This is a genomic window from Paenibacillus sp. Aloe-11 (assembly GCF_000245715.1).
Lineage (GTDB): Bacteria > Bacillota > Bacilli > Paenibacillales > Paenibacillaceae > Paenibacillus > Paenibacillus kribbensis.
On the sequence record NZ_JH601056.1, the window covers coordinates 116,903 to 141,366 of the forward strand.

Consider the following 24,464-nt stretch of genomic DNA (forward strand, 5'->3'; position numbering starts at 1 on the left):
TACCGGCAACAATCAAACTTCGGCAGCTTCTGACACAAGCAACGGCAGTCAAACAGTCCCTAAAGATCATAACTCAGCAGGTAAAACAACAGCACAACATGACAAGTCCGTTGTTGACAACAGCAAATCGGAGAATTCAGCTACGGTGGCTGCCACCAATAAAACTTATCATTTGGACAAAGCGTATAATGTGGTTCCCAACCAAGAAGGAGTGGAAAAAAAGGTAATCTTGCTAACCTTTGACGATGGGCCCAAGGAAGCGGCCATGATTAATAAAATCATTGATACGCTAGACAAGCACAAGGCCAAAGCTATTTTCTTCGTAAACGGTTACCGTGTGAAGGAGCATCCTGAGCTGCTCAAGCTTATCCATGACCGTGGACAACCCATCGGCAACCATAGCTGGGATCACATCGTGCTAAAGAACAAATCGGAGGCTGAGGTCAAAAAGCAGATTGAAACCGTCCAAAAAATAGTCAAGGATATAACGGGCCAAGCACCGGTGTTTTTTCGCCCACCTCATGGTGCAGGCGGTGACGTAGGCCGTAAGGTTGCCAAGGAAAACGGACTTCTGTACATGACCTGGTCCGTCGGTTCTCTGGACTGGACTATGAAGAAGAGTCAGCCTAACAAAACGGATGCGCTTCTCAAAAATGTAACGGAGCAGCTACATCCTGGCAGCAACATTTTGATGCATGAACTGCCATGGACAGCTGAGGCGCTGGACAGTCTATTGACTCGCCTGGAGCAAAAGGGCTACCGGTTTGTTGATCCGCAAAGCATTGAGGTTCCTGCCGGCTAACAGGAATTTGGGTTTATGGTCAATAATCAACGATAATTGCAAAAAAGGCCTTCATCTTCCGCATAAGCCTGTGCGGAGATAAAGGCCTTTTTCATACACCCTTTTATTACCAGAGCAATTTACTGATAGGCGGTGCTCCCTTAATGCCCCACCATAGCAGCGCTGCTGTAATAAGTACAAAAAGCGTGCTCAAAAAATTTAAAAACCACTTGCTTACCCGGATGCGGCGGGACGGAAACATTTCTGCCCGCGTACGGTACTCACTGACAGGAGCGTCATCCTCCATCATCACAGCAACTTCTGGTGCAACGTCAACGTGGGCCAATTCAGGCACGGGTCGTGAAGCACGGGAACGGACTGGTTTTGATTTCGACCTGTCCTCCTCCTTGACTTTGCGACCATTACGACGGCTACCATAGGTCTGCACTCTGCTAAGCTCCTGATTCATTCTTCATACCTCCGAAAACGCAACGCTAAACCGGATATCAGGTCAATCACAAAATGACAAATGATCGGCGCCCATAGGCTGCCGGTCTGTACGTAGATATAGCCCAATCCGTAACTGCTAAGGAATACCCAGCCTGTTGGAATCCAATGCCGCAAATATCGGATATGGATGACTGCAAACAAAATGCTTGTCCAATAAGGTCCAAAGCTGTACTGAATCGCACCTCTGAACAAAAGTTCCTCACAGATCGAGACGACGGCCGCTATACAAATAATATGCCAAATCGGTCGATTTTGAAACAGCAATTGGTTGATACCGCCGTCATCCATAGCATCCTCAGGCATAACTCGGGATAACACCAGATCCACCAGAAGCATAGCAGCGGCCAATCCCAGTCCCCACCATAAGACATGTAAGCTGTTCGGCAAGGCAAACAGTTCCAACACATTTCTTTGCTGAAAAATAATCCAGACTGCACCGACCAGCAGGGTCAGTCCCTGGGTTAGATACAAATTGTAAAGCAGCAAGCGGTCATTCAGTTCGTGAATTTGCGCTCTTTTCCATTTCACTTTAAGCTTTTTCATGATTAGTTAGTCCTCTGCATAGTCTTCTTTAGCATCATAGCCAAAAAGTCGAGCGGATTCAAGAAGACCTAATTCTTAATTATTCCGCATGTTATAGCTACTTTCTAGCCAGCTATCTATACATGTCGCATCTCCTATTGACATGGCCATGTAAGCCGTGATACATTATGAAAAAATTATTTACGACAACAACCTTGATGGAGAAAAGATATTGATTTCGTCCTCAGAGAATCGGTGCTTGGGTGGAAGCCGATGGCGAAGTAATGTTCTTCAGCGCTCCTGAGTTATTGCATCGAGGCCTAGGAAATTTTATTCCGGCATTAGATGCAATCGGCAGAAAACCGTTATCCTTTCGGTCATTATATGACCGCTGAAGGCAGTCCATTGCGAAATGGCTGCGAATTAGGGTGGTACCACGATAACTCTCGTCCCTTACTATGGAGATAGTATGTGATTCGGGAGTTTTTTTGATGCCCAAAAACCGCAAAGCGGCTCCCCACAGAGCTTTTGTCCATTAGCTTTGACCGAAAGCTCGGTGTGTAATGCTATTTTATCCCTTTTCTGCGTCAATGCGTTATCACACAAGTGTTAACCACGCTCTCCTGTACTTTTAGAAGCATTTCAAGTTTTTTCATGTTCTTTATGGAATGTATTTCAGTTAGAAGTACATCCTGTCCATAAAAGAAGTTAACTTTGAGGAGGAAACCAAATGTTTAAAGTGTTAGTATCCGATCCGATCAGTGACCTGGGCATTCAGCAGCTGATGGATGCAGACGATGTCACGGTGGACAAGAACACAGGTCTCAGCGAGGATGAATTGGTTCAGATTATTGGCGACTATGACGCACTGCTCGTCCGCAGCCAAACCCGGGTAACCGAACGCATCATGGCCGCAGGTAAAAACCTCAAGGTTGTCGGACGCGCCGGTGTCGGAGTCGACAACATCGATCTTGAGGCAGCAACGCAACGCGGGATTATCGTAATTAACGCTCCTGACGGCAACACAATTACGACATGTGAGCATACTTTTGCCATGATGATGGCTCTGGCACGCCATATTCCACAGGCATATGCCAAAACCATCGCCGGTACATGGGATCGTAAAACATTCCTCGGTGTCGAGCTGCGCAACAAAACGCTTGGAGTCCTCGGTATGGGACGCATCGGCAGCGAAGTAGCCAAACGCGCCAAAGCCTTTGGCATGAACATCCTCGGCTATGATCCGTTTCTGACGGAAGAACGTGCCGAGAAGCTGGGCATCAAGCTGGCCAGCGTGGACGAAATCATCCGCAACGCAGATTTCATGACCGTACACACACCTTTAACACCGGAAACCAAGCATATGATTTCACGCCCGCAGTTTGAAGTGATGAAAAAAGGTATGCGCATCATTAACTGTGCCCGAGGCGGTGTTATCGATGAAATGGCTCTCGTTGAAGCCATTGATAAAGGCATTGTGGCCGGTGCTGCCTTTGACGTATTCGAGTCGGAACCGCCAGCACAGGATCACCCTTTCCTGAGCCATCCGAAAATTATCGTCACACCGCATCTGGGTGCCTCGACGGTCGAAGCGCAAGAGAACGTAGCCATCGACGTATCCGAGCAGGTGCTGCACATTTTGCGTGACGAGCCGTTTAAAAATGCGGTCAACATGCCTCCTGTTCCATCCAATGTGATGACGCAATTGCAGCCGTATTTCTCGCTTGGCGAGAAGCTGGGCAGCTTTGCCGCACAGGTAACAAATCAGGCTGTACGTGAAATCCATGTGGATTACGCTGGCGATTTGTCCTCTGTAGATACACAGCCGCTGACACGTTATATTTTGAAAGGTGTACTCAGCCGCCATCTGGGCAGCGATGTAAACATTGTAAATTCTGTACATCTTGCCAAAACACGTGACATCCATCTGGTCGTATCTCAGGCACCGGCTACCAAGGGCTTTACGAACCTGATCACCGTTACGCTTAAAACGCAAAGTGGCGAAGAGCAAAGTGTAGCTGGCACCCTGCTTGCAGGTTATGGCGAACGTATCGTTCAGTTGAACCAATTCCCGGTTGATGTGGCACCAGAAGCTCATTTCCTGCTCATCTCCCACAATGACAAGCCAGGCATTATCGGCCGTGTCGGAACCCTGCTTGGCGAAAACGGCGTCAATATCGCCTCCATGCAAGTAGGACGTAAAATTGTTGGTGGTGAAGCGATCATGATCCTGACGGTTGATAAGGCTGTGCCAAAAGACGTGCTGATTCAGCTGGTCGGGTTGCCGGAGCTGAATACCGCTCAAGAAGTAGTACTGGATTAAATATAGACAGAGCTTAAGAAAGTCCATTGACTTTCCCTATAAAAGTGAGGCGCCTGGGTAATCAGGCGTCTTTTTCCTATGCCAATGTCAAGCATCTATCTTGATGCTGAATGTTCCACGTTGAACAAGATAAATGTTGATTTTTCAACAAAAAGCACCCTCTTCCGAGGATGCTTTCGAACAGGATAATCAGCTAAGTTTCCTTAGTCTGTGACAGAGCCTGACTTTGGTTTTTTGGAGATCGGCAGCAGAATCGTGAACTCTGTCCCTTCTCCCAATGTGCTGGCAGCAGAGACAGAGCCTCCATGAGCCTCTACAATATTTTTGACAATAGCAAGTCCCAGGCCTGTGCCCTTATCCTCGCCTCGCACTCTGGCCTTGTCGGCCTTGTAAAAACGGTCAAAAATATAAGGCAAATCCTCGCTGGCAATACCCACGCCTTCATCCTTAATCCGGATGCGTACAAGCTCATGCCGTTCCCCGAGAATTCGATCTGCCCCAATGGTAACCTTTTTCCCTTCGGGTGTATGTCTGAATGCGTTATCTAACAGATTGGTCAGTACCTGCTCCAGCCGATCCTCGTCCGCATCAGACAACAGCAGCTGTTGGCCCTGATCATGATAATCAAGAGTCAGCCCCTGTTCCTTCGAGCGTACTGCAAATTTGCGGTGAACACGCTCAATCAGCTCGTTCACATTCACTTCCTGACGATGCATGTCTGTATGACCTGCTTCCATTCGAGCCAGATCAAGCAGATCCTTAACCAGCCTTCCCATGCGCAGTGATTCATCATGGATGACCTGCACCAGCTCCTCGGATTCCTCCGGTGAACCAGCCATACCATCCAGCAGCGCTTCACTGTAGCCCTGCATCATGGATAATGGTGTACGGATTTCATGAGATACATTGGCGACAAAGTCGCTTCTCATCTTTTCAAGCTTCACTTCTTCTGTGATATCCCTAAGCACAGCTACCGTGCCACGAATTACATTATCCGTGTACAGAGGGGCCATCTGCACCGACCAGGAGCCATTCTTTACATGAATATGGTCTCCGACGTCCTCTCCTTTGTCCATAACCATATGAAACAGTGGCAGCAACGGGTCTGGCACAGGTGCTCCAAACTCCTTTTGATCTTGTCCTTGCCATTCCAGCTCTCCCCAGCTATCCAGCAAATTTTGCGCAGGCGGATTCGTCAAAATAATTTGCCCGCTTCTGTCAAAGGTAATTACAGCGTCAGACATGCTTCGCAGTACCCTGGATAGATGGTTTTTCTCCTCATTCAGACTGCGGATCGTCGCTTCCAGTTCCGTAGACATATGATTAAAGGTTTTCGCCAGCTCCCCGATCTCATCACTGGTCACCAGTGAAAGCCGTGTATCATACTTTCCCTCACGAATGGCATTCGCCGCCTGAATCAACAGCTGCATAGGCTGTGTGATTTTGGTAAAAAGAAATAAAGCAAAAAAGGTCGTTAATAAAAATCCGACAATACAGGCATAGGTGAACAAATGCTTGATTTCCGTCGATTCATGCGCCGCGAAATTCCTGTTGATATACGGCAATAAAAAAAGTCCCAGGAAAATAAGCACGGAGCCTACAAGACAAATGATGGTGATCCACAGCTTGCCTACCAGTGATCTCCAAAAGTTCACGTTATTTTGGAACCTCCAGCTTATAGCCTACACCCCAAACGGTTGTAATCATAGCCGCTGCCTCCGGGGATACCTTATTCAGTTTTTCACGAAGCCGCTTCACATGCGTATCAACGGTACGCAGATCGCCAAAAAATTCATAATTCCATACATCTTTTAGGAGTTCTTCACGCGAAAAGACTTTATCCGGTGACACTGCCAAATAGTGCAACAGCTCGTACTCTTTTGGGGTGAGACTGATCTCAATTCCGCCCGCACTTACCCGGTGTGCATCATGCTCAATAATAAGATTCGGAAAAACGATACTATTGCTTGGGACCGCTTCTTTGGTTAGAAAGGCAGTTTCCGAAGAACGGCGCAAAATCGCTTTAACCCGATAAATGACTTCCCGGGGACTAAAAGGCTTGACCACATAATCATCGGCCCCAACTTCAAAGCCTTGTACGCGGTTTACTTCTTCGCCTTTGGCGGTCAGCATAATGACAGGCGTTGCCTTGGTCTGACGAAGGCGTGTACATACTTCAATCCCATCCATGCCCGGAAGCATCACATCCAGCAAAATAATGCTGTAATCGCTTGCAGTCGCTTTTTGGAGAGCAATCTCCCCATCCTCGGCTTCATCAATTTCATAACCTTCTTTTTCCAGATACATCCGCAGAAGGCGGCGAATGCGTTCTTCATCATCTACAATTAATATGCGGTTGCTATGTTCTGACATATTCCCAGCCCCTTCGCTAAAAAAAGCATTCTCTCTATTTTACTATTTTCCCGTGCGTGGTCAAACTTTACTCTTGTTCAACAGTCTCTTTACATCAAAAAGGCCGGGGTTATGACCCCCGTCCTGTCCGTTTCTTTTTCGTGTTGTCTGATTTGGCAAGTTGAATGAGACGGTTGATTTCGTCCTTGGTGAGGGGTCTGGTCAGACCACGCTTCAAGTTTTGCAGCAAAAGATCCCCGAAGGCAATTCGTTTAAGTCTGATAACCGGGTGTGAAATAGCCTCAAACATCCGTCTTACCTGACGATTTCTACCTTCATAAATGGTAATTTGGATAACAGACTCCTTGCCATCCGGGTCTACATCTTTATATTCTACCTCGGCTGGTGCAGTAATGCCATCTTCCAGCACAATCCCTTTTTTCAGCTTGTCCAGCTCGGTACCATGCGGAACGCCTTTGACAGTCGCTACATATGTCTTGGGCACATGATGCTTGGGATGGGTGAGCAAATTGGCGAACTCGCCGTCATTGGTAAGCAACAGCAGTCCTTCCGTATCGTAATCCAGACGGCCTACCGGATACACACGTTCCTTGACACCTTTCAGGTAGTCGGACACGATTTTTCGACCTTCCGGATCGGAGGCGCTCGTAATAACCCCTTTGGGCTTGTTCATCATCAGGTAGATTTTTTTCTCGGTTTTGATCGGTCTACCCTTTACCGTAATTATATCCTGATCAGGGTCCGCCTTCGTTCCCAGCTCTGTTACGACAACCCCGTTCACTTCCACGCTGCCCGCCTGAATGAGCTCCTCACATTTCCGTCTGGACGCTACACCAGCCTGGGCCAATATTTTCTGCAATCTTTCCATGTTCGCTAATTCACCTCATGCTAATGATACCCATCTACGAACAAAATCACAACCCCCGTTCAAAAAACGATGCAGGAATCAAAATACAAGCAGGCAAATTGCAATGGCTGCGACAAAACCAACCACGTCGGAAAATAGTCCTACCTTCAGAGCATATCGTCCATTGCGGATACCTACCGCACCAAAATATACAGTCAGTACATACAAAGTTGTGTCCGTGCTGCCCTGAATGGTTGAAGCGATCCGGCCGATCATAGAGTCCGGGCCATAGGTGCGAATCAGATCTGTCGTGAACGCAAGCGAACCGGTGCCCGTCAATGGACGGAGCAGCCCTAGAGGCAGCACCTCACCGGGGACGCCCCAGCTTTTAATCCATGGTGTAACCCAGGATATCATATAATCCAAGGCACCAGAAGCTCGAAAAATGCTGATCGCTACCATCATGCCTACGAGATGAGGAATGATGTTGATCGCGGTGGAGAAGCCGTCCTTGGCCCCATCCACAAAGGAATCGTAAACGGGCACTTTCTTGGCATATGCATATAAAGGAATAAAAGCGAGAATAGCCGGAATGGCCCAAGTCGATATGAGGTTAATAAAATTGAGCATGCCTCCCTCACCCTTTCCAAGTGGTATCCCTGCTCTGGACAGCGGTGATTCCCGTCCGTCGAGCTGCAGGTGAAGATACAGGCGGCGCTGTCGAAGAGGACGCAGGGGTTGCCGTGGTTTGAGGAGGCTGTGGCGTCAATGCGGTCTGAGACGGCGGATTCGCTGGGGGGCGGCGCAGTTCTCGACTACGGTACCACCGATCTGCCACTATCGCAGCAAAGGTCGCTATCGCAGTTGCCACCAGTGTCGTGCCGACGATTTCTGCCGGATGTGCAGAATGATAATTAAGCCGAATCGCAATCAACGTCGTGGGAATCAACGTAATGCTGGCCGTATTTAACGCCAGCAGCGTACACATGGCAGGAGTAGCGGTCTGCTTATCCGGGTTGAGCGTTTGCAGCTCCTGCATCGCCTTGATGCCCATTGGAGTTGCTGCATTGCCTAGGCCCAGCAGATTGGCGCTCATATTGGACAAAATATAGCCCATAGCCGGATGATTGCGCGGAACATCCGGGAACAAAAAGGCAACGATGGGAGCAAGCAGCTTGGATATTTTTTGCAAGAGCCCGCCGTCTTCGGCCAGCCTCATCATGCCCATCCAGAACACAAGCACGCTGATCAGTCCAAAGCACACTGTAACACCTGTGGCTGCCCCGTCAAAAGCCGCCTTGGTCACTACCTCAATATTTCCCTGTGCAGCAGCAAATACAAATCCGATACAAATCAAAGCCACCCATATGAGATGAATCATGATTGATCCCTCCTATACTCCAAACAGATTTCTGATAATCACACTCCATCCGCTTGTCCAGCTGCGTTGCTGAGTGCTGCTTACAGGAGCTTGATCAGTTGGAACCTCCTGTCCTGGCTGTATCGTTCTTGGAGTGGGCAGCTTGCTGCCTTTTGCATACACAGGAACGGAACCGATCAGTTTGCCTTCCAGCAGAAACTCGACACGTCCTCGTAAACCGAAGGATACGTCCGATCTGCCAGCAGAGCGGGACTTTTTATACAGCACTAATCTTTTGTGCAGTTGGCTCTTCTCACCGTCGTTCAGAGGATAAGCAAAGCTCGCGCCCGTCAATAGCGGATAGCCTTTAATGGGTTGTTGCTTGTCCGTAATCGGAATGAGTGGATAATATTGAAACCCGTAATCCAGCATATGTGCATGGTCATTCCAATCATCCCCGTCATTCAAAGTAACGGCAGCAAGCTGGCGACCGTCGCGCGTGGCCGAACTGACCAGACAACGGAAGGCTTTTTTGGTATAGCCAGTTTTCACACCATCTGCCCCTTCATAGAGCCTCAGCATCTTGTTCTTGTTACGCCACGAGTAATCCCAGGGATCGTTGGGATTCGGTGCTTTTTTCAGTTCTGTCTTAACGATATGTGCAAAAGTTGGATTATGCAGCGCATAAGCGGTTAGCCGGGCCATATCGTTCGCTGAGGAATAATGCCCTTCGGTATCCAGTCCATGAGGATTAGCAAAATGCGTATGACTTAGCCCAAGCTGAACCGCCTTTTCATTCATCAAATGAACGAATCCCTCTTCTGTCCCACCCACATGCTCGGCAATGGCAGAAGCAGCATCATTTCCGGAACGCAGCATCAGACCATACAGCATGTTTTCCAGCGTCATTTGTTCACCCATTCGCAGAAAAAGTGAGGAACCTTCTTTGGCATAAGCCGTCGGACTAACCTTTACCTGATCCTGCAAGCGTCCATGCTCAATAGCTACAATAGCAGTCATAATTTTGGTCAGGCTGGCAATACGCAGCTCCCGGTCACCCTCGGCAGCATATATGATTCTTCCTGATGCGACATCAATTAAAGAGGAGGCCTGCGCATGGGTTTTTAATGCAGGTGGGGATACCTCTGTCTTCATCGCTCCCCGAACAGGCTGTGGACCCAGCAATGCGAGCGGCAATGACACAATAAGCAGCAGTGCCAGCGGCAAAACAAAGGCGCGTCCATTAGACGAAAGCTGGTTTTGGCCCGCGTGGATGTGTTGCTTCTTTTTAAACATTTGGATTCCTCCGGTTTTGAGCAAGTCTTGTACCATTCTATGTCCAAGCTGTTCAAAGTATGTCCACCTTTATAACAGAAAATTCCTCTACAAGATATGCCCGGTCAGGCAATTTACACTCCTGATCACATATATATAGTTGAGGATTTGCAAGATCCTGAGTAGCTAAATATTTAATTTGGATGGGGGTACAGCATGCAGCGCCTACAGTTTGAACCGATTTTGAGATCCCGGATTGTAGAGTCCGCAGAGGCATTACAACGAAGCGGCGTATCCTTTGCCACGTTTGCAACCGCGCGTCGTAATCCGCAGTTTTGGGATTTGACGGCAAAAGGTGGATTTCAGCTCAAAGCAGGTGTTACTCCGGCGCAGGGGATCAGGGATATCTTTATACATGGTGATCAATATGCCTTTGAATGTGCAACTGCTATGGTGATTGTATTGTACAAAGCAGTGCTGGATTCCATTCTGGAAAGTGAATTTAACCGGATTTTTGCAGATATGCTGTTGTATGATTGGCACTATGACAGTGACCTCAAGCTCATACAGGAGCAAGGAAGTCATAAAGCGTCTCCCGGCGACATCCTGTATTTCAATAATCCGGATGTGTCACCCGAAACATTGGAGTGGAAAGGAGAAAATGTCGTTAAGATGAAGGAGGAGGACTCGTTTTATGGACATGGGATCGGCATCTTGCCAGCAAAAGGCATTATTGATTCCCTCAATCAGCATCGCAAGCCGGGGGCTACCATATCTGCTTATTTAACGGATGAGGTGATTTATCCGGACTTCAGCTATTTAGCCCAGTTTGCCCCTGAAGGAAACCGTGAAGTTGAACGATCGCTGCATACTTCTTATCAACAGGAACATGGTCAGCGTGTACATGCAGTCATTGGTGGAAGGCGATATATTCGCAGATAGAAACAAATGCAAACAAAAGGAAGGTATTCCTTAGCCCATGTAGGCTTTGGAATACCCTCCTGAAGTAACATTTTAGTTCATGACCTTTACAAGTAAGCCGGGCCAGATTGGCTGGGATCTGTAGTGACATTTACAGGTACCTGTGGAGGTGGGGGCTGCATGCCGCCTGGAGTCTGCATACCGCCTGGAGTCTGCATACCGCCGCCTGCACTTTGGAAGATGGACTGAACCTTATCAATCAGGTAGGGGGTGGAGTCGATTAATTTCTCAATCAGATGTGTTTGATTGTCCAAAGGAACGATTTGTGCCCCCTGTTTGCCAACAACCAGAAAAGCAATCGGTTGAATAGATACACCGCCACCGCTACCGCCACCAAACGGATGCCCTTCCTTCCCGCTATGATTACCCGCTGCCGAGGAAGTATGATGTTCTTCTTCATCAACATTAAAATCACTTCCCCCGGCTGCGAAACCAAACCCCACCTTACTGATTGGCAAAATAACGGAACCATCGGGTGTTTCCACCGCTTCTCCCACAATCGTATTTACGTCTACCATGGCTTTGATGTTTTCCATCGCGGTTTGCATGAGCCCTTGAATCGGGTGATCTGACATGATTATTCCTCCTCTGCTTATTTTCAATCGTAGACTGCCTTTTCTTTCGCTATTGTGCACAGAGCACCTAGAAAATATGTATCGCTCATCCCTCATGCCGGATAGGCTTCTTGGACAAAACCCGTTTCCAAGCTTCCGGTCCACCCGGAACGCGCCATATCCGATAAGCTAAAATGAGCATGGAAAAAAATAAATATCCGAGCGACACATTTCCTTCACAGGTCAAAGTGGTGGTAAAACGCAAACGATTGGCCCAATAGGGTACAACAAACAGCTTGGGGGTGCAGTTCATATGTACAAAGCTGGAAGCAAAACCGATCAGCGTCGTTTTCAGGCCCCATAGAATACCGGTTGAGGTAGCCGTATAGGCTGCGTCAGCAAGACTGATATTGGTGGACCATTCCATTTTGGTCATCGTCACATGGGCTAACGTATGCCGCAGCCAGCGGCTTAAGGCTTTCGTTCCTTTGAGCAAAACTCGTACATCGTGTATAAAATGCTTAATTTTTTCTGCATTAATATTTCCACTATCCACGGAAGCATCGGTTTTATGTATGTTTTTGTTGCGGTCAAGCCGATAGAGAAGCCCTTTTTGCAGATTGGCTATCAGAATAGCAGGAATATCATAATTGATTTTGATCAACCCGCACAGAAATCTGATCTCCAGATGCGCCCGATCATCACTGTCATGCTTGGCAATATCAAGCTTCCAGCGGATACGAGAGAACAAAACAGCCAGCACAAGTAATATGACAACAATGATGGCGATACCGATCCATTTCCACACTGACGAGTCCTCCCAACCTTTTTCTATGGATATACCATGGCAAAAATAGTATGGGTTCTTCACAGGAAAATCATGCATCCTAAAATAGCAAACAGCCAGTCCCTCTCTGCAGGAACTGGCTGTTTCTTTTCTTATCAGGCTTCAAGATCCGGATCGTTTGCAGCAGGCTGGCTGCTCTCCAGACGCTCGAACAATAATTGTGTCTCCTCCTCCAGATTGTCCGAATCCTCGAACATCTCCGGTTGCGGTAGATCCGCGAGAGAGCCCAGACCGAAATAATCCAGAAATGATTTCGTCGTTCCGTACAATATCGGTCGTCCAATGGCCTCTGCACGACCTTTTTCCTCAATAAGCTCCTTGTTGACCAGTGTATGTATGGCCCGCTCGGATTTGACGCCCCGAATATCTTCGATTTCGATTCTTGTAATGGGCTGGCGATACGCAACAATGGCCAGTGTTTCCAAAGCCGCTTGAGACAGTGAGGCACGTGCCGGAGAATAAGCGAGCTTTTCAAAATAGGGTGCATGCTCAGGTAATGTTGCAAGTTGATAATTCCCGGCAAGACGGACAAGTTGCAGACCTCTTCCTCCCTGCTCCATATCCTGTTTCATATCTTCCAGGCTTTTTTCAACCAGTTCTTGCTGCTGCTCTACAATGTCGGCGATCTGCTTGGCGGACAATCCTTCCTCTCCCGCGAGAAACAACAGTCCCTCAATAATTGATTTCAGCTTCAGATAATCCATTAACCCGTAAATCCCCTCTCCACTCCATTACAATATCATCAAAAATCTTCTCCTGATAACAGAAAATTTGCTTCATTTTCATCAGTTCGAGAATCGCCAAAAAGGTTACTACCACTTCATGCCGATACATATCCTCATGCATCAGCTTGGAGAACAGAAACCGCCCTCCTGTCCCCAATCCCTCTAACACCCCGACAACCTGCCGGATACGGTCCTTGACTGAAATTTCATCCCGGTGGACACGAGTTACCGTCGTACGTCGTTCTGCTTTACGCAATGCACGCTGAAAGGCCGCGACCAAATCGCTCGTATGTAGCCCGTGCACCGGATTTACAGGTTCGGTGGGCAGGAATGCACTCAGATCTTCCGGCTCTTTGCCATAAATCAGACTCCGTTCCCACTCACGTTCACTCAGATGACGAGCAATCCCTTTATATTTACGATACTCCACCAGCTTGCGAACCAGTTCCTCGCGCGGATCATAATCCTCTTCTTCATAATAATCCATATCGTCATATTCCATCACAGGTGGTTTGGGAAGCAGCAATTTACTCTTAATCGATAAGAGCGTCGCCGCCATCACCAGAAACTCGCTCGTAATGTCCAGTTCCAGCTCCTGCATACTGTGCAAAAAAGCCATATACTGATCCGTAATATCACTAATCGGGATATCCTGAATGTCGATCTCGGCTTTATCAATCAGATGCAATAGCAGATCCAGCGGACCTTCGAATGTTTCCAGCTTGTAATTTACGACTGTCAATGTGCTTCCCCCTGCCTTACTCCAATCATCATTCAACAATACCTTTCCCCATAGCACGTATGCTCGACGTTATCAATCCCTCTTTCTGTAGTATATACGTCATTGCCTTGCTTAACAATCCATTCCCTTGTTCGCTTTGCAATTACGCCGTCCTTATCTAGTTGCTTATATCATTAAAATTGCTTGCCCAGGTTCGCCATTTCAATCGCCGCCAGCGCAGAATCCCAACCCTTATTACCAGCCTTCGTGCCTGCACGCTCAATAGCCTGCTCAATATTTTCTGTAGTCACCACACCAAAAATAACGGGTACGCCCGTTTTCAGATTGATTGCCGCCACTCCCTTTGCCACTTCGTTGCAGACAATATCATAATGCGAAGTAGAACCACGGATCACGGTCCCCAGCGTAATAACAGCATCATATTTGCCGCTTGCCGCCATTTTTTGCGCAATCAGTGAAATTTCAAAAGCACCAGGAACCCAGGCCACATCAATTTCATCTTCCTGTACACCGTGTCGTTGAAGTGCGTCAATTGCACCACTTAACAGCTTGCTTGTAATAAACTCGTTGAATCTTCCTACCACAATACCATATTTTAAACCATCCGATACAAGATTACCTTCCAGAAAACGTGCCATGCTTATCAACCTCTCTTTTTTAAAATGATTTTTACAATGACAAACGACGACGATAGTCAATTAAATCCTGAATACTGATCAGCTTCAGCTGATGATGCTTGGCGAACACGGCCAAATCAGGCAGTCGGGCCATGGTGCCGTCTTCCTTTATAATTTCACAAATGACTCCGGCGGGCTTGAAGCCGCTGAGTCGGGCCAGATCGACTGCCGCTTCCGTATGACCTGCACGCTGCAAAACACCGCCATCACGGGCAATCAGCGGAAACATGTGGCCAGGCTTGCGAAAATCGCTTCCTACGACTGTATCGTCAGCCAAGGCGCGTACAGTCAAGGAACGCTCGGCTGCCGAAATACCTGTTATTGTCTCCATATGATCAACCGACACGGTAAAGGCTGTGCCGTGGAAATCTGTATTCTGCTCCACCATTGGATGCAGTTCCAACGCCTCGGCTCTTTGCTGTGTTATCGGCACGCAGACCAGTCCACGACCTTCAGTGATCATGAAATTAATGACCTCCGGAGTTGCCTTTTCAGCCAACGCAACAAAATCACCTTCATTTTCGCGCCGTTCATCATCCACGACGATAACGACTTTACCGTTCTTCAAATCCTCCAGCGCTTCTTCGATGGAATCCAGACGAATCTCTTCGTCCAGTTCCCCCTCGTCATGCTCCATTATGTTAGCCGTTGCACTTGTTTGACTCCCTCTATCCATAGTGCTGTCCTCCTTAGTTTTTGTGGCATAAGTACTCCTCTGGCAGAATTACCATTCCAGATCAAGCAAAGCCGTGCCTCGCCAGATAGTCCAGACTTATAGGAGCTTTTTCTGCTCCCTCCGTCGCCGCTGAGCCTCTGTAATTCAAAAGCTGTTCCACATACTTGCCCAGTATGTCGCATTCAATATTGACGGTGTCACCCTCACGTTTGGCTTGTAAGGCTGTCTCGGATAAGGTATGGGGGATAATGGATACGGCAAAGGTATCTCCCGTACGCTGCGCGACTGTGAGGCTGATGCCATCCAGTGTGATCGAACCCTTGAGAAGAATATATTTGAATAATGCTTGATTAGAAGGTGCAACTTCGAACACAACCGCATTCTGGTCTGAAGTCACCCGGCGAATCGTGCCTGTTCCGTCTACATGCCCCTGCACAATATGACCTCCGAACCTTCCACTTGCTGCCATCGCCCGCTCCAGATTGACCCGGCTACCGGATTTGAGTTCTTTCAGATTGCTGCTGCGAAAGGTTTCCGGCATGACATCAACCTTAAAATCCTTAACACCGATCTGTATGGCCGTCAGACAAACACCATTCACGGAAACACTGTCTCCTATTTTCAAGTCGCCCAAGACGACGGAGCCCTCAATCCCCAGTACCATCGCTTCTCCGCTTTTGGAAATCGTTTGAATGCGCCCCACTTCCTCGACCAACCCGGTAAACATGCCCTCACTCCTTTCCATCTCGTTTCAGTTTATCCCTAATTCATCTGTCGTAAGCGCAAAAAACCCCCAGTACGGAATCTATCCGTCATGGGGGTGATGAGAGTCAAATCTACAGTATACAAGCGCAGTCCATATGCATGTTGAAATCTCACGAATAATACGTATGCCAATAAAAAGCATGACTACGATACAACCTAATACGCTAGAAGACCTACCGAAAAGAAAACTAAAAAGCTGTCCCCCGATGCCGCCCTACAACGAAATAAGCCGTACGTACATTTACGTATGCTAATAATCGGCACATGTCACGTCATGCACATGCGCTCCGTATCCTTCTCCCATCCAGACTATACTGTCGGTCCCGGAATTGCACCAGGTCCACCTTCTGCTGATCGTTCAGCATCCGGGTCACGGACTAAGCCGTGCTATGATCATAAAAAGCGATCCACAAGCACGTCATCACCGCCGGTGGGGAATTTCGCCCCGCCCCGAAGGATCTTGCTCTTATTCAATTGAATTAACAGTAAACTTGTTACGTATATTAGCACCAACTTCTAAAAAAAGCAAGTTATCGGATAGACGCCCCTGCTTTTGTTTTAACATATTGGCTGGAGAGTTCTTCAAACCAGGTTTTATCATTCATATGAAGCGCCAGATCAATCAGATCAGCCAGTTCTTCCAAGCCGAGCTGTGTAGCATGGTCAAAGGTAATAACCGCCGAAGCTGTGGGTCCGTGGCTTCCTTCAGAGGATGCGTCATAATCCAGCCGTACTTCAACATGTCCATCAATAAACTCACATTTTAGAAAATAAATAATTTCACACATTAATATCGGACGCACCTGTGTTTCCAACACGCAATCCATCACCTTGGCGGAATAATGCTGATTCGTCAGCGTAAATTTATGCTCCGTTCCCGCCAGTGATGCCCGTCCAAAATCATCTGTAAATTTCAGCTCCACGGGCTTGATGTTCATGACCTTAGGGATTTGCTTTTTTATAATTTCGATTATTTCAACTGTATTCAGTTTAATCATACCTGCACCTCATTGCATCTAAAAATTCAGAAGAAGACTGTTATTTAATCAATTTCATATAGGCCTCCACTCCTATATCGGAAATCATTACCTGTTTTTTTATGCTTCATCCCATAAACGACAAAAAAGATTCTTCACGCAGCAAGCGCAAAGAATCTTTTTGGAAAAACCGAATTATAGCTCCGAAATTTCATGTTTCTTTTTCAGAATGGTCCAGCGGCGTTCAATTTCCTGCTCAAAGGTGGCCAACGTCGCTTCCTCCTTAAGCAGATGCTTCGTTTTCCCCATTAATTTCAACCATTCAGCGGCTGGAATCCGTTTCCCCTTGTCTTCCGGGTTGTACGTAATCGTCGTATTGCCCTGCTCAATTTCGTACAATGGGAAGAAGCAAGACTCAACAGCAGCCTCCACAATGCTGGTTCCCAGCCGATCTTCCGACTTCCAGTTCAATGGGCAGGCACACAGGATTTTGCCATAGGCCGTTCCCACGTTGTTCGCATACCATTGCGCTTTGGCCGCTTTACGCAGCATATCCTGCGGATGGCTTTCAGCAGCTGTGAAGGCATACGGAATGTTGCAGGCGGCCATGATTTGCACGGTGTCCTTGTGATGTCCTTGCTTCCCTTTTTGCATCTTCCCTACACCCGACGTACTGGTCATATGACCGAGAGGAGTGGAATACGATTGCTGCGAGCCTGTGTTCATGTATCCCTCGTTATCATATTCCAGCATGATCAGCTTATGATTGCGCAGAGCCGCACCAATCGCAGAACCCATGCCAATATCCATACCACCGTCGCCGCTGATCATAATAAAGGTTGGATCATCCGACATCTCAATCTCATTACGACGCTTCATTTCCAAGTAAGCTTCCAGCGCTCCCGAAAGTGTAGCTGCCCCGTTTTGAAAAAGATTATGGATCATCGGTTGCTTGTGTGATGTATATGGATAACCCGTTGTCACCACATAGACGCAGCCTGTCTGGAACAATACGACAATATCGCCTTCAATCCCTTTGAAAAACAGCTCAAGCGCAGATAGTGCTCCGCAGCCCGGACAAGCTCCGTGCCCCGGCGTAAGCCGACGTGGTTTGGTCGTCAGCGAACGCAGCGGCGGTACCTTGACCTTGAGCTTTCCGGTCGCCTCGTCCGGCGTGACCTGAATCAGACCCGTGCGGTACGCATCGCCCCGTGGCGGCTGCATGACCTGCGGCATCACCTTATCCGGTGAACCCGGATGAATGCCGTAATAATCAAACGGCTTCTCCGCACGGCCGGCTTCTGCCGCCTCGATCGCGAGCTGGAAGAACGCCTCTGCGTCTTCCGCATAAAAATCCTTGCCGCCCAAGCCAAAGATGCGGCACAATACAGTCGTCTTGTTCAGCGGGTCCTCCTGTAGAGCCGCCTTGATTTCGTGCGTCAAATTACCGCCGTCGGCGCCGTACGAATCCGCACGCTCGCCCACCACCAGCGCCTTGACGTGGCGCAGTGCCTCACGCAGCTGCGCAGCCGGGAACGGGCGGATGATATTCGGACGAACGACCCCGGCCTTAATGCCGCGCGCACGGAACTGATCCGCCACATCCTTGGCCGATTCAGCCGCCGAATTCAGCAGGAATACCGCAACCTCGGCATCTTCCATATGATATAGATCCAAAATCGGATATTCCCGACCGGATAAAGATGCATATTCTGCCGCAACCTGCTCATATACTCCTTCAGACCGTCTTAATGCCTCAGACTGCTGGAAGTGATTGTTCGTCAGATCATCGCCATTCATATGAGCGCCTACCGTAACCGGATGATCAAAATCCAAAATATTCGGATGATTTCAGATTGGGATTCGGCCCTACAAAATCCCGTACCGTCTCCGCATCGGCAAAATATTGCACCTTGCGCTTCTGATGTGACGTATAAAAGCCGTCATAAGCGACCATCACAGGCAATCGAACATCGCTGTGCTCCGCAATTTTCAGCGCCATGATATTCATATCATACACAGCCTGTGGCGTGCTTGCCGTCAAAATGACCCAGCCCGTATTCAGACCGTAGTACAGGTCCGAATGATCCCCGCGAATATCCAGCGGACCACTGACGGCCCGTGTCACCAAATTCATAACCATAGGGAAACGCGTACCTGACTGAACAGGCAGCTGCTCCAGCATATACAGGAAGCCCTGCGAGCTGGTGGCATTCACCACTCTTGCTCCCGCTGCTGCGGCACCATAGCATATCCCCGCCGATCCATGTTCTCCATCCGCTGCAACCAGCTTGATGTTATGCTGACCCCTCGTTCTCATCTGATCCAGGTACTGCGCCACCTCGGTCGACGGAGTGATCGGAAAATATCCCATCATATGATAATTGATTTGCGCAGCCGCTGTAGCGGCCATTTCATTGCCGGATTCGAACGTCGTTACTTGTGCGGCGCCTGCTTGTTTGAGCTCCTCCTCCAGTTTAGCCATTACACACGACCTCCTTCATACACCGGAAATTGGTGGGCAACTCGGTGCTGTTCCGACCAGCCCCATTGCTCACGACGCGAACTTAATGCTCCCGATGGGCAAATATCCACGCATTTTAGACATCCTTTACAATACTGATAATCAATTCCTTGCAAAAATGGCATCATTCTGCCGCGTTTGTCTGCTTGCTCTTCCCATACAAAGCAGTAATCCGGGCAAATTGAATCGCATTTGGCACAATGAGTACATTTGTCAGCTTCATATTCAGGTAAATAACCCTGACGTGAGCCACTAAGATCTTTTGTCATGCTGTTCCCCTGCGTAGCAATAACTCCACCCAATGTTTGCGTTTCGTAGCCGAGCAAAGGCTGCGGACGTTCAAAAACCCGATCCTGCGTGTCATGGGTGACCGGATATACGTGCAGCTCCACTTCCTCAAACCCACGGTTAAACGTACGCAGGTTAGGCTCCACTAATTGTGGATATTTCTTTTCAAAGGTACTGCGAATAACCGATCTCATCGCTTCCGGGTCCAAAAAATCGCAGACACGGAACAAGGCTCCGAGCATGGACGTATTCAGTTTGGTTCGCTCCTCCAATGCGATGCCCATTGCATCCACCACCGCCAGCGTACCGGATACCAGTCCCAAATCAGCCCGTATTTCTTCTGCCGGACGCGTGGAATTGACCACAACGATCCCATCGGCTGGAAGTCCGCTGATCACATTTACCGTTTTGTATAATGCTTCATGGAAAATGCCTACCACATGCGGTTGTTCGATCGGACTGTGATCACGGATATCAACTCCCGGATCACAGAAGCGGACAAAGCTTTTAACCGGAGTTCCCTTCTTTTCTGAACCGTAGGACGAGAAATTTGAAGCATTCAGCCCCAAACCAAGCACACCGGTTTCGGCCAGCATTTTGCCAGCCAGATTAGCGCCGAGTCCACCAATGGATTCCAGCCGGATTTCGAAAAATCCGAGTCGATTTGTGCGCGTTAAAATAGACAATGTGATAAGCCTCCTTCTTTTGCAACCTTCATTGAGCTTGAATACTCATAAAAATAAATGAAAATGCATTCTAATGAAAAGGCTATCACAACGCTTACTTTTCGAATGTGATCTTACTCACTGAAACAACTGCGTGATTGGGAAAAACAGCAAACCGTCAAATAAAAGACAACAAAAAGCCGTCCTGTCCAAAAGACAGAACGGCCTGCGTGTTAGGTCAAAAAATCAGGCATTTAACGGCATTTTATGCGTCAAATACTTTAACCTCTTTCATTTTGTCACCTTGTTTTACAGCATCGATAAATTCCATACCTTTGGTCACTTTGCCAAATACAGTATGTACTCCATCCAAATGCGGCTGTGGAGCGTAGCAGATGAAGAATTGGCTGCCACCTGTGTTGCGGCCCGCATGAGCCATGGACAGAACGCCTTTGGCATGCTTTGTTGTGTTCGTAGCTGTTTCACAGTCAATGGTGTAGCCAGGGCCGCCTGTACCGTTACCGATTGGACAACCGCCTTGAGCAACAAAGCCCGGAATGACACGGTGGAAGCTTAGACCGTTGTAGAAGCCGCTGTTAGCGAGCTTTTCAAAGTTAGCAACCGTATTTGGAGCTTCTTCCGGGAAAAAATCAATTTCGACGATACCGCCGTTTTCAAGATCTATTCTACCTTTTTTCATTGTTTGTATCTCCTTTTCAACCTGTTTTGAAAGCTAAATAACATCAAGTTCCAGTTTACTATGAATTGCTGCGCTTAGCAAAGCCTTGTCCAAAAAAAAGACCACTGTACCGGTATAGTATCCCCGGCCCAATGGTCTGCTTGCTCACACACATCAAAAATCAGGACGAAACCGTAATTTTAGCATTGGAATGAACTGCTGGACTGGCTTCGTCACGAACCAAGCGCTGCGGCACAACATCGTTGCGTACGATATCCTCGTAGGTTTCCCGGCGCACCACCAGTTCGGCTTCACCATTGTTCACGAATACCACCGCCGGACGGCGTATCCGGTTATAATTACTTGCCATGGAGTAATTGTAGGCTCCGGTTGAGGCAACAGCGAGCAAATCCCCGCTATTCGGACGAGGCAGCTCCACATCCCAAATCAGCATATCGCCGCTCTCACAGCATTTGCCCGCAATGGATACGGTCTCTTCGTTCACATTCTGCGCCCGATTCGCCAGCATCGCTTCATACTTGGCCTGATATAACGCCGGACGCGGATTATCCGTCATACCCCCGTCTACCGAGACATATTTCCGTACCTGTGGAATATCCTTAATGCTTCCTACCGTGTACAAGGTTGTGCCTGAATCGCCCACAATGCTGCGTCCCGGTTCAATCCAGATTTCCGGAAGTTCGTCATAAAGCCCGGAAAAATGGGTTTTAACCGCTTCGCCAATAGCATGAACATAGGTAGAAATTTTCAGCGGTGTGTCCTCTTCGGTGTAACGAATGCCAAATCCCCCGCCCAGATTAATCACCTTGAAAGAAAACTGAAGCTGTTCCTTGATTTCTCTGGAAAAAGCAGCGACCCGCTCGGCAGCCATTTGGAAGCCGTTCACTTCAAAGATTTGCGAGCCGATATGGGAATGCACTCCCAGCAGATGCAGATGATCCAGCCCGATAGCCTGCTCTACCGCTTGGCGCGCTGTACCGTTCGCAATGTCAAAACCGAATTTCGAATCCTCCTGGCCTGTGGCCATATATTCGTGCGTATGCGCTTCAACCCCTGGCGTAACTCGCAATAAAATATTCACCTGCTGTTTCCGCTCGGAGGCAAGGGCCTGCAGCAAATGCAGCTCCATCTCGCTGTCGACCACGAAGCAGCCAATGTGCGCATCCAACGCCATTTCAATTTCTTCCGGTGTTTTGTTGTTGCCGTGAAAATGGATTCGCTCTGCCGGAAATCCTGCTTGCAGCGCAGTGAACAGCTCTCCACTGGAAACAACGTCGAGCGACATTCCTTCTTCTGCAGCCAAAGCACACATCGCCATGACGCAAAATGCTTTGCTTGCATAGGCGACTTGAAACTTCAAGCCGGTTTCATGAAAAGCTTCTATAAACTCCCGGCAGCGCCGGCGTACTAACTGTTCATCTACAATATATAGCGGTGTTCCAAAACGCTCCTTCAAAAGCGTTGTATCACATCCGCCAATTTCCAAATGTCCATTGCTGTTAATTTTACTGCTTCCATGCAAATACATGTTCTGGCGCCTCTCTTTCTGGAACAAGCTAGTCATATTCCATCGAATGTTTACACCAGTATAGCAAAAAAAACATCAAGAACAATGGATTTTTATGCAGATCATTTAGATTAATGCTCCTGTCCATTGCCTGAGTCCGAATCTGTATTGGCATCCGTATGGGGCATACGCGTATTGTCCCTCGTTTTATTAAATGACGGGCGGTTAGGCGCATCTAGTACAGGCTTGCGGAACAAAATAGAAGCTAACGCCTTGGCATTAAAAGGGATGAACGGCCACAAGTAAGAAGAATTGTATGACCGATGCATTGTCAGCATCAAAATAATCAGGGTCGTTCCTACGACAAAGCCTGGAACGTGGAAAATGGCTACAGAGATCAGTAGAAATAACCGGATCAGTCTGTTGGCCAATCCTAGCTCATAGCTCGGAGTGGCGAACATGCCTATGGCGGCTACAGCCATATACAGCACAACCTCATTCACAAACAGCCCTGACTTAACCGCAATGTCACCGACCAGAACGGCTGCGATCAAGCCCATAGCGGAAGCCAGGGGTGTAGGGGTATGAACTGCCGCCATCCGCATGAGATCGACCCCTAGCTCTACGATGATAAACTGGGCGATCAGTGGAAGGTGAGCTTGCTTTTGAGGACCGATAAAATCGAGAAATGCCGGTTTTAGTTCGGGATTGATGACCATAAGCAGCCACATCGGAAGCAAAAACATCGAGGCGAAAATCCCAATAAAGCGTACCCAGCGCAAATAGCTTCCCATGAATGCCGTCTGCCGATTTTCTTCCGCATGCTGGCACAAGTCGAAAAAAGTGGTTGGCAAGATCATTACACTGGGTGAGGTATCTACGAAAATAACAAGTCTTCCTTCCATAATATGCGAAGCCACGACATCTGGTCGCTCCGAATATCGCACCAATGGATATGGATTCCAGCCTTTATTGATAATCGTCTCCTCTAATTGCTTGTCCGCCAGCGGAATTCCGTCCAGATTGACGTTTTTAATTTTGTCACGTACGGTATCCACCATCACCTTATCCACGATATCATCAATGTAGCCCAGGCATATGTCTGTCCTTGTTCGGCGTCCGACCTGCATCGCTTCAAATTTAAGTCCGGGGTCCCGCAAACGACGACGCACCAGCCCTACATTCGTAAGCATCGTCTCGGTAAATCCATCCCGGGCACCACGTACGACACGCTCCAACGAGGGCTCCTCCGGACTACGTACCGGGTAATTACGGGTATCCAGAATGACGGAAAAACGCTCGCCTTCCATAAGAAAGGCGCTATAGCCTGCTAGCACCTTGTTGATGACAACCGACATTTTGTCCGTCTTTTCCACTTGAATATGTGGGATATAATATTCAAAGTATGCTTGCAGCCCATCCGAAGACAGATCATCCGGCGTCAGATAGGTAAGCCGCTTCAGCACCTCAACCATGATCTGATCCTTGGCAAAGGTATTCAGGAACAGATACCCAATATGGCGCCCACCCGTTGTCATTTCCCTGAACACCACATCAAAAGTCTCTCCCAGACCCAATACCATTTTGAGTGTTTCGCGATTATCCTTCATCTTTGGCGAAATATCATCCTCAATCTGCCAATATCGAATGGATTCCTCTACATTATCAGAACGCTCACTTTCTTTTTTGTGCTTAAGACGGTTCGCTTCCTGCTCTTGCTTTTGCTTCCATAAGCTCAGATTTTCCCCGTCAGTATCATTTTCCCTTCCAATTGCTCCGTCTGCCTGAACATGCTCCTGATGCTCTTGATCTGCCCTGTGATCCATCTCGTTAGTCCCCTCTGCT

General features: G+C 48.2%; 23 protein-coding genes, 1 pseudogene, 1 riboswitch and 1 other annotated feature. Of the genes and pseudogenes, 3 read left to right on the top strand and 21 right to left on the bottom strand.

Going from position 1 to position 24,464, the window contains the following annotated elements; genetic code table 11:
• Positions 1–802: polysaccharide deacetylase family protein (locus WG8_RS14010; RefSeq protein WP_007430859.1), on the top strand; the 802-nt coding region annotated here is incomplete at its 5' end.
• 106 nt (positions 803–908) lie between these two features.
• On the opposite strand, the gene WG8_RS14015 is transcribed toward WG8_RS14010, so the two are convergent.
• The gene (locus WG8_RS14015) at positions 909–1,250 is read right to left on the bottom strand and encodes a hypothetical protein (protein ID WP_007430860.1); all 342 of its coding nucleotides are present in this window, start codon (positions 1,248–1,250) and stop codon (positions 909–911) included.
• Entirely contained in the window at positions 1,247–1,834 is a 588-nt protein-coding gene (locus tag WG8_RS14020) for a type II CAAX endopeptidase family protein (RefSeq protein WP_007430861.1), read from the bottom strand. Before WG8_RS14020 ends, WG8_RS14015 begins: the two co-directional genes overlap by 4 nt.
• A 185-nt stretch (positions 1,835–2,019) precedes the next feature.
• Positions 2,020–2,270, top strand: a binding site (T-box leader).
• A 273-nt stretch (positions 2,271–2,543) separates the two neighbouring features.
• On the opposite strand from WG8_RS14020, the gene serA reads away from it, so the two are divergent.
• Positions 2,544–4,136, top strand: coding sequence for a phosphoglycerate dehydrogenase (gene serA / locus WG8_RS14025; RefSeq protein WP_007430862.1), 1,593 nt, complete (start codon positions 2,544–2,546; stop codon positions 4,134–4,136).
• Between the two features lie 203 nt (positions 4,137–4,339).
• Here serA and WG8_RS14030 read toward each other — a convergent pair whose 3' ends face one another.
• From WG8_RS14030 to WG8_RS14055, 6 genes are all read right to left on the bottom strand, one after another.
• Positions 4,340–5,791: an ATP-binding protein gene (locus WG8_RS14030; RefSeq protein WP_007430863.1), complete on the bottom strand. Its 1,452-nt coding sequence runs from the start codon at positions 5,789–5,791 to the stop codon at positions 4,340–4,342.
• 1 nt (position 5,792) lies between these two features.
• Positions 5,793–6,509, bottom strand: a complete 717-nt coding sequence (locus tag WG8_RS14035; protein WP_007430864.1) for a response regulator transcription factor — start codon at positions 6,507–6,509, stop codon at positions 5,793–5,795.
• Positions 6,510–6,618: 109 nt separating this feature from the next.
• Positions 6,619–7,377: a pseudouridine synthase gene (locus tag WG8_RS14040; RefSeq protein WP_007430865.1), complete on the bottom strand. Its 759-nt coding sequence runs from the start codon at positions 7,375–7,377 to the stop codon at positions 6,619–6,621.
• Between the two features lie 78 nt (positions 7,378–7,455).
• Positions 7,456–7,986: a spore maturation protein gene (locus tag WG8_RS14045; protein ID WP_007430866.1), complete on the bottom strand. Its 531-nt coding sequence runs from the start codon at positions 7,984–7,986 to the stop codon at positions 7,456–7,458.
• 7 nt (positions 7,987–7,993) lie between these two features.
• Positions 7,994–8,737: a nucleoside recognition domain-containing protein gene (locus WG8_RS14050; RefSeq protein WP_007430867.1), complete on the bottom strand. Its 744-nt coding sequence runs from the start codon at positions 8,735–8,737 to the stop codon at positions 7,994–7,996.
• A 12-nt stretch (positions 8,738–8,749) separates the two neighbouring features.
• Positions 8,750–10,012 carry a D-alanyl-D-alanine carboxypeptidase family protein gene (locus WG8_RS14055; RefSeq protein WP_007430868.1) on the bottom strand — a complete coding sequence of 421 codons (1,263 nt, stop codon included), beginning with the start codon at positions 10,010–10,012 and terminating at the stop codon, positions 8,750–8,752.
• A gap of 195 nt (positions 10,013–10,207) precedes the next feature.
• On the opposite strand from WG8_RS14055, the gene WG8_RS14060 reads away from it, so the two are divergent.
• Positions 10,208–10,933, top strand: coding sequence for a hypothetical protein (locus WG8_RS14060; RefSeq protein WP_007430869.1), 726 nt, complete (start codon positions 10,208–10,210; stop codon positions 10,931–10,933).
• Between the two features lie 86 nt (positions 10,934–11,019).
• On the opposite strand, the gene ytfJ is transcribed toward WG8_RS14060, so the two are convergent.
• The 13 genes and pseudogenes from ytfJ to WG8_RS14125 form a co-directional block, all read right to left on the bottom strand.
• A complete protein-coding gene (gene ytfJ, locus WG8_RS14065; RefSeq protein WP_007430870.1) occupies positions 11,020–11,547 on the bottom strand; it encodes a GerW family sporulation protein in 528 nt (175 codons plus the stop codon).
• 85 nt (positions 11,548–11,632) lie between these two features.
• On the bottom strand, positions 11,633–12,334 hold the full coding sequence (locus WG8_RS14070; RefSeq protein WP_007430871.1) for a DUF2953 domain-containing protein: 702 nt from the start codon (positions 12,332–12,334) through the stop codon (positions 11,633–11,635).
• 134 nt (positions 12,335–12,468) lie between these two features.
• On the bottom strand, positions 12,469–13,077 hold the full coding sequence (gene scpB, locus WG8_RS14075) for an SMC-Scp complex subunit ScpB (RefSeq protein ID WP_007430872.1): 609 nt from the start codon (positions 13,075–13,077) through the stop codon (positions 12,469–12,471).
• On the bottom strand, positions 13,046–13,840 hold the full coding sequence (locus tag WG8_RS14080; RefSeq protein WP_007430873.1) for a segregation and condensation protein A: 795 nt from the start codon (positions 13,838–13,840) through the stop codon (positions 13,046–13,048). The genes scpB and WG8_RS14080 overlap by 32 nt, the downstream gene beginning before the upstream one ends.
• 173 nt (positions 13,841–14,013) lie before the next feature.
• Positions 14,014–14,478: a 6,7-dimethyl-8-ribityllumazine synthase gene (gene ribH, locus WG8_RS14085; protein ID WP_007430874.1), complete on the bottom strand. Its 465-nt coding sequence runs from the start codon at positions 14,476–14,478 to the stop codon at positions 14,014–14,016.
• A gap of 31 nt (positions 14,479–14,509) precedes the next feature.
• Positions 14,510–15,193 (bottom strand): 3,4-dihydroxy-2-butanone-4-phosphate synthase, encoded by a 684-nt coding sequence (gene ribB / locus WG8_RS14090; protein ID WP_007430875.1) that lies wholly within the window; start codon positions 15,191–15,193, stop codon positions 14,510–14,512.
• Between the two features lie 61 nt (positions 15,194–15,254).
• Positions 15,255–15,920: a riboflavin synthase gene (ribE, locus tag WG8_RS14095; protein ID WP_007430876.1), complete on the bottom strand. Its 666-nt coding sequence runs from the start codon at positions 15,918–15,920 to the stop codon at positions 15,255–15,257.
• 326 nt (positions 15,921–16,246) lie between these two features.
• A riboswitch (FMN riboswitch) is annotated at positions 16,247–16,420 on the bottom strand.
• Between the two features lie 68 nt (positions 16,421–16,488).
• The gene (locus WG8_RS14100; RefSeq protein ID WP_007430877.1) at positions 16,489–16,956 is read right to left on the bottom strand and encodes an IDEAL domain-containing protein; all 468 of its coding nucleotides are present in this window, start codon (positions 16,954–16,956) and stop codon (positions 16,489–16,491) included.
• Between the two features lie 174 nt (positions 16,957–17,130).
• A pseudogene (locus tag WG8_RS14105) lies at positions 17,131–19,420 on the bottom strand (thiamine pyrophosphate-dependent enzyme).
• Positions 19,420–20,433 carry a 2-oxoacid:acceptor oxidoreductase family protein gene (locus WG8_RS14110; protein WP_007430880.1) on the bottom strand — a complete coding sequence of 338 codons (1,014 nt, stop codon included), beginning with the start codon at positions 20,431–20,433 and terminating at the stop codon, positions 19,420–19,422. The pseudogene WG8_RS14105 and the gene WG8_RS14110 overlap by 1 nt, the downstream one beginning before the upstream one ends.
• Positions 20,434–20,677: 244 nt before the next feature.
• The gene (locus WG8_RS14115; protein ID WP_007430881.1) at positions 20,678–21,112 is read right to left on the bottom strand and encodes a peptidylprolyl isomerase; all 435 of its coding nucleotides are present in this window, start codon (positions 21,110–21,112) and stop codon (positions 20,678–20,680) included.
• 160 nt (positions 21,113–21,272) lie between these two features.
• A complete protein-coding gene (gene lysA / locus WG8_RS14120) occupies positions 21,273–22,640 on the bottom strand; it encodes a diaminopimelate decarboxylase (RefSeq protein ID WP_007430882.1) in 1,368 nt (455 codons plus the stop codon).
• A 110-nt stretch (positions 22,641–22,750) separates the two neighbouring features.
• Positions 22,751–24,445: a spore germination protein gene (locus WG8_RS14125; RefSeq protein WP_007430883.1), complete on the bottom strand. Its 1,695-nt coding sequence runs from the start codon at positions 24,443–24,445 to the stop codon at positions 22,751–22,753.
• Between the last annotated feature and the right edge of the window lie 19 nt (positions 24,446–24,464).